Source organism: Halomonas sp. BM-2019, from assembly GCF_017584085.1.
Genome location: NZ_CP071922.1, coordinates 2799002 through 2804362 on the forward strand (window position 1 = coordinate 2799002; position 5361 = coordinate 2804362).

General features: G+C 69.3%; 7 protein-coding genes. 1 reads left to right on the forward strand and 6 read right to left on the reverse strand.

Annotated elements, in window-relative coordinates; genetic code table 11:
- Positions 1 to 119 precede the first annotated feature (119 nt).
- From J5F18_RS13970 to folE, 4 genes are all read right to left on the reverse strand, one after another.
- The gene (locus tag J5F18_RS13970; protein ID WP_346299202.1) at positions 120 to 1577 is read right to left on the reverse strand and encodes an NAD-dependent succinate-semialdehyde dehydrogenase; all 1458 of its coding nucleotides are present in this window, start codon (positions 1575 to 1577) and stop codon (positions 120 to 122) included.
- Positions 1578 to 1674: 97 nt separating this feature from the next.
- The gene (locus tag J5F18_RS13975; RefSeq protein WP_346299203.1) at positions 1675 to 2016 is read right to left on the reverse strand and encodes a hypothetical protein; all 342 of its coding nucleotides are present in this window, start codon (positions 2014 to 2016) and stop codon (positions 1675 to 1677) included.
- A 94-nt stretch (positions 2017 to 2110) separates the two neighbouring features.
- The gene (gene folX / locus J5F18_RS13980; RefSeq protein ID WP_346299204.1) at positions 2111 to 2521 is read right to left on the reverse strand and encodes a dihydroneopterin triphosphate 2'-epimerase; all 411 of its coding nucleotides are present in this window, start codon (positions 2519 to 2521) and stop codon (positions 2111 to 2113) included.
- A 25-nt stretch (positions 2522 to 2546) separates the two neighbouring features.
- Positions 2547 to 3104, reverse strand: coding sequence for a GTP cyclohydrolase I FolE (folE, locus tag J5F18_RS13985; RefSeq protein ID WP_346299205.1), 558 nt, complete (start codon positions 3102 to 3104; stop codon positions 2547 to 2549).
- Between the two features lie 228 nt (positions 3105 to 3332).
- On the opposite strand from folE, the gene J5F18_RS13990 reads away from it, so the two are divergent.
- Positions 3333 to 3878 carry a hypothetical protein gene (locus J5F18_RS13990; protein ID WP_346299206.1) on the forward strand — a complete coding sequence of 182 codons (546 nt, stop codon included), beginning with the start codon at positions 3333 to 3335 and terminating at the stop codon, positions 3876 to 3878.
- 57 nt (positions 3879 to 3935) lie between these two features.
- Here the strand turns inward: J5F18_RS13990 and J5F18_RS13995 are convergent, their stop codons facing one another.
- On the reverse strand, positions 3936 to 4922 hold the full coding sequence (locus J5F18_RS13995) for a serine/threonine protein kinase (protein ID WP_346299207.1): 987 nt from the start codon (positions 4920 to 4922) through the stop codon (positions 3936 to 3938).
- 85 nt (positions 4923 to 5007) lie between these two features.
- The coding region (locus tag J5F18_RS14000; RefSeq protein WP_346299208.1) for a phosphoribosyltransferase family protein at positions 5008 to 5361 on the reverse strand (354 nt) is incomplete at its 5' end.

Genomic DNA, 5361 nt, shown 5'->3' on the forward strand with positions numbered 1-5361 from the left:
CAAGAACCCCCGCCGGAATCGATCCGACGGGGGTTCGTCGTTTTCTTCCTCGCCACCTGCCGCCCGTCAGTGAGCGGCTGGGCGCTAGGCGCTTGCAGCTGGGCGCTGCCCGAAGGGCGCTATCCCAGATCGATACAGAGGTACTTGGTCTCGAGGAACTCCTCCAGCCCCTGGTGGCCGCCCTCGCGGCCAAGGCCGGACTCCTTGACCCCGCCGAAGGGCGCGGCGGCATTGGAGATCAGCCCGGTGTTGATGCCCACCATGCCGTACTCCAGGGCATCGGCGACGCGCCACACGCGGCCCAGGTCCCGGGAGTAGAAGTAGGCGGCGAGGCCGTACTCGGTGTCGTTGGCCATCTCCACCGCGGTCTCCTCGTCGTCGAAGGGGAACACCGCGGCCAGGGGGCCGAAGGTCTCTTCGTGGGCCACCTTCATGGTGTCGTTGGCGAAGCTGATCAGGGTCGGGGTGAAGAAGCTGCCGCCCAGCGGGTGGGGGTGGCCGCCCATCAGCAGCTCGGCACCCTTGTCCACGGCGTCCTGGATATGCTCGCTGACCTTTGCCACCGCCTTGCCATCGATCAGCGGTCCGATGTTGATGCCCGGCTTGGTGCCGTCGCCCACCTTGAGCTCACTGTGCATGGCCACGGCGAGCTTCTCGCAGAAGGCGTTGACCACGCTGGACTGCACCAGGAAGCGGTTGGTGCACACGCAGGTCTGGCCGGCATTGCGGAACTTGGCGGCCATGGCGCCCTCCACCGCGGCGTCCAGGTCGGCATCCTCGAAGACGATGAAGGGGGCGTTGCCGCCCAGCTCCAGGGAGATCTTCTGGATGTGCCGGGCCGCGTTGGCCATCAGCTCGCGACCCACCTCGGTGGAGCCGGTGAAGGTGATCTTGCGCACCAGGGGCGATTCGGTCATGGCCGCGGCGATCTCGCTGGCGCGGCCCGGTACCACGTTGAACACGCCGCGGGGGACCCCGGCGCTCTCGGCGAGAAAGGCCAGCGCCGTGGCCGAGAACGGGGTCTGGCTGGCCGGCTTGATCACGATGGTGCAGCCGGCGGCCAGGGCGGCGCCCGCCTTGCGGGTGATCATCGCCGCCGGGAAGTTCCAGGGGGTGATGGCCCCCACCACGCCCACCGGCTGCTTGGTGACCAGCAGACGCTGGTTGGGCTTGGCGGCGGGAATGGTCTCGCCATAGATGCGCCGCGCCTCCTCGGCGAACCAGCGCAGGAAGCTCGCCGCATAGGCGATCTCGCCGGCGGCCTCCTTGAGCGGCTTGCCCTGCTCGAAGGTCATGATCATGGCCAGGTCATCCTGGTGCTCGAGCATCAGGTCGTGCCACTTCATCAGGATATCGGCGCGCTCCTGGGCGGTGAGACCCTTCCAGGCCGGCAGGGCAGCATGGGCGGCCTCGATGGCCCGCTCGGTCTCGGCACGACCCAGGCGAGGGACATCCCCCACGGGCTCGCCGGTAGCCGGGTTGTCGACCTTGATCTGCTCACCGCTGTCGGCGGCGACCCAGCTGCCATCGATATAGGCGAAGGGGCAGTAGAGCTGCGTTTCCTTGAGGGCTTCCATGGGGTTCTCCTGAGCACATGCGGTGTTGTCCTGGGCACCGACGCGAGACACGCCTGCCGGGGGTGGTTACAGCATACGGGAGTCGGGACGGCGGACGCTATCCTCCCGCTCCGCCGCCCTCCTCGGACACCGGGGGCGCCTCATCGGGCACCATGTACTCCGCCGGCGGCAGCACGGGCGTCGGCTCGAGCAGGGCGGTGAGCACGGCGAGGATCAGCACCAGGGCGATCGCCAGCCAGCAGAAGGCGCGGCCGATGTAGCGCTCGGGCTCGCGGCGGATCTGGCGCAGGCCGAGCAGCGCCATCACCGCGGCGGCCAGGTTGAGGGGGACCAGCGAGCCCTGCAGCAGCAAGGCCAGCAGGGCCGAGACGATGGCGGCCAGGGCCCAGGGGGCGTAGCGCCGCCGCGGGGGGACGGGAGTCGGGTTGTCGCCTTCCAAGGTCACTCCAGGATGCGGGCAGGAACCGGCCCCTCATGCTAAGCGCAAAGACCCCGGCGCACCAAGGGCGGGGCCCGTCCAGGCGGCGAGCGGCTCAGGCGAGGCGACGCGGGTCGCGGCTGGCCGAGAGGGTGATGGAGACGGAGTCGGCGAAGCGCAGGGCGTGGGGCTTGTCGATCTCCACCTGGGCGGTGAGCACCGGCTCGTGGGCCATGATCAGGTCCAGCACCTCGCGGGTCATGCGCTCCAGCAGCAGGAAGCGGTTGTCCTCCACCAGGGCGATCACCTGCTTGGTGATGGTGCGGTAGTTGAGCGCCTGCTCGATGCGGTTGAAGGCCACCGCCTTGTCGGCCCGGTAGCGGATCACGGCGTTGATCACCACGTCCTGGCGATTGGCGATCTCCTCCTCCTTGATGCCGATATAGGTGCGCAGGCGGAGGTTCTTGATGCGGATGGTGGCCAGGTCATGGTCGAAGTGCTGGTCGTCGATGGCGTGAAGCGGCATGGCCGGTCTCCTTGGCGGGTGACGCTCAGCGTCCGTTGACCAGGGTCAGGAACTCCTGGCGGGTCGAGGGGTTGTCGCGGAAGGCGCCGAGCATCACCGAGGAGGTCATGCTGGAGTTCTGCTTCTCGACGCCGCGCATCATCATGCAGAGGTGCTTGGCCTCCACCACCACCGCCACACCGCGGGCCTGGGTCACCTGCTGCACCGCCTCGGCGATCTGGCGGGTCAGGTTCTCCTGGATCTGCATGCGGCGGGCATACATGTCGACGATGCGCGCAAACTTGGAGAGTCCCAGCACCCGGCCGCTGGGCAGGTAGGCGATATGGCATTTGCCGATGAAGGGCAGCAGGTGATGCTCGCACATGGAGTAGAGCTCGATATCCTTGACCAGCACCATCTCATCGGTCTCGGACTCGAACACGGCCCCGTTGACGATATCCTCCAGGGACTGCAGGTAGCCGTGGTTGAGGAACTGCATCGCCTTGGCCGCCCGCTTGGGGGTGTCGCGCAGCCCCTCACGCTCCGGATTCTCCCCCAGGGCAAGGATGATCTGCCGGTAGTGGTTGGCGATCTCTTCGGTCATCGTGAGCCCATCCTGTCCGGTTTCCATGTACAAAAGGTATACACTAAGTTAATTCTGTACAATATAAATTGTCATGAACCCCGCATTCTAGCGCAAGCCCCGCCGCGGCGCAGGTCCGGTACGTGACAACCCGCCGCACCCGCGCGTGGGGAGCGGTGGGTCGGCTCGCCGCCGCTGTGCTAGAATCGGCGCTCTCATGCTGTGCACGACTTCTTCCGAGAGCCCGACATGACCAAGACCCCCTTGACACTGCTGCTGGCCGCCCTGTTCGCCCCCTCCCTGGCGCTGGCCGCAACCCTGGAGCTGCCCGCCGACGCCCGACTCGAGGTGCAGGTGATCGACCGCCTGGCGCTGGATCAGGAGAGCCCCCGCCAGGCCGATATCCTGCTCCGCCCGGTGGCCAACGGCCAGGGCTCCCACGCACTGCCGGACCACTGCGTGATGGTCGGCGATGCGCGCCTGGATGGCGAGCGTATCCGCCTCACCACCAGCTCGGTGACCTGCATCGCCACCGACGGCGGCGACAGCGAGATTTACAGCGGCGCGATGTCGGCCGCGGCCTATGATGCGGATGGCGCCTTCGGCATCGCCGCCTGCGAGGCGGGCCGCTGCGAGCTCACCCCGGAGCACAGCTTCGAGCTGCGCCTGGCCAGCGAGCTCTCCATCGAGGAGCAGGAAAACCCCTCCGAGCAGATCAACATCCGGCGCCGAGAGGCCGAAGGCACCGGGGTCGCCAACCCGGTTCCCGCCGAGCGTCCCGACCCGGACCAGTAACCACCGCCCTCCTGCACCCGGCAAGGCCCCGCACGCGGGGCCTTGTGCATTGCGGCGTCAGGCCAGCCAGCGCGGCTCTCGGCCGAGCACCAGGCGCTGCTGCTCCAGGGCGCGGATATGGCCGTCCCAGTAGCCCGCATCGGCCAGCCACGGGAAGGCCACCGGAAACGCCGGGTCTTCCCAGCGCGCCACCAGCCAGGCGCTGTGTCGCAGCAGGCGCAGGGTACGCAGCGGCTCCATCAGCGCCAGCTCCCGCCGATCGAAGTCGCGATGCTGCTCGTAGCCCTCCATCACCTCCGAGAGCTGCATGTGGCGCTCCTCGTCTCGCTCGGCGGTGATCAGCATCCACAGGTCCTGCACCGCCGGCGCCATCAGGCAATCGTCGAAGTCCACCAGGGCAAAGTGTTCATCGCGCCCGAGGATATTGCCGATATGGCAGTCGCCCTGGACGCGGATCGCCCGCTCGGCGGGCCAGGCGTGGTCGGCGAGGCACTCGTGCAGGGCCGCGGTGACCCGCGCATAGGCCTCGCGCTGCCGGCTACCGAGCCAGTGGCTGACCAGCACCCGCTCGCGGGCCTCCCGCACCATGCCGTCCAGGTCCAGGGTGCCGCGATGGCGGAAGCGGCTGCGCTCGCCCACCGCATGCACGGCCCCGATCAGCTCCCCCAGGGCGAAGAGGTGCGCCGGGTTCTCCAGCTCCGGGGCCTGGCCGGGGCGGTGGGGAAAGAGGGCGAAGCGGAAGGTCGCCTCGCGGTGCAGGCTCACGCCGTCGGCATCCCGCCAGGGGGCGGCCACCGCCACCCCGGCCGCGTCCAGCTCGGCCAGGAAGTCGTGCTCCTCCTGGATGCACGCATCGCTCCAGCGCTCGGGTCGATAGAACTTCACCACCCAGCGCCGCCGCTCCTCGTCATGCACCAGGTAGACGCGGTTCTCGTAGCTGTTGAGGGCGAAGGGCTCCCCCGGCAGCCAGAAGCCCAGCGACTCCACCGCCGCCACCACCCGGGCGGGAGAGAGCAGGGCAAAGGGATGTTGGCAGGTCTCCATGGGCGCTCCGCACATTCCAAAACCGCATGCTAGCAGAGCCGGCGACGTAAGCGCAGGCCAGGGCGGCCCCGCGGCGGATGTCGCCTCAGGATGAGGGCAGCGGCGTGCGCGCCACGGCCCAGGCCTCGACCTCCGCGGCGCCGGCCCGCCGGCAGGCCGCCGCCAGGGCGTCCAGGGTCGCCCCGGTGGTCATGACGTCATCCAGCAGCACGACCCGGGGCGGCAGCGCCGCCTCGACCCGGAAGGCGTCGCGCAGGTTGGCCCGGCGCTCGGCGCGGTCGAGGCCTCGCTGGCTGGGGGTATGGCGGACCCGCCGGGCACGCCGCAGGGGCACCTCGAGCCGTCGCGCCAGGCGCCGCGCCAGCCACTCCGCCTGGTCGAAGCCGCGCTCCCGGGCCCGGCGCGGGTGCAGCGGTACCGGCACGACCGCCTGGGGCCA

Coding starts and splice junctions, on each gene's coding strand:
- J5F18_RS13995 (WP_346299207.1), bottom strand. CDS start 4,922: ATGGAGACCTGCCAACATCCCTTTGCCCTGCTCTCTCCCGCCCGGGTG.
- folE (WP_346299205.1), bottom strand. CDS start 3,104: ATGACCGAAGAGATCGCCAACCACTACCGGCAGATCATCCTTGCCCTG.
- J5F18_RS13990 (WP_346299206.1), top strand. CDS start 3,333: ATGACCAAGACCCCCTTGACACTGCTGCTGGCCGCCCTGTTCGCCCCC.
- J5F18_RS13970 (WP_346299202.1), bottom strand. CDS start 1,577: ATGGAAGCCCTCAAGGAAACGCAGCTCTACTGCCCCTTCGCCTATATC.
- folX (WP_346299204.1), bottom strand. CDS start 2,521: ATGCCGCTTCACGCCATCGACGACCAGCACTTCGACCATGACCTGGCC.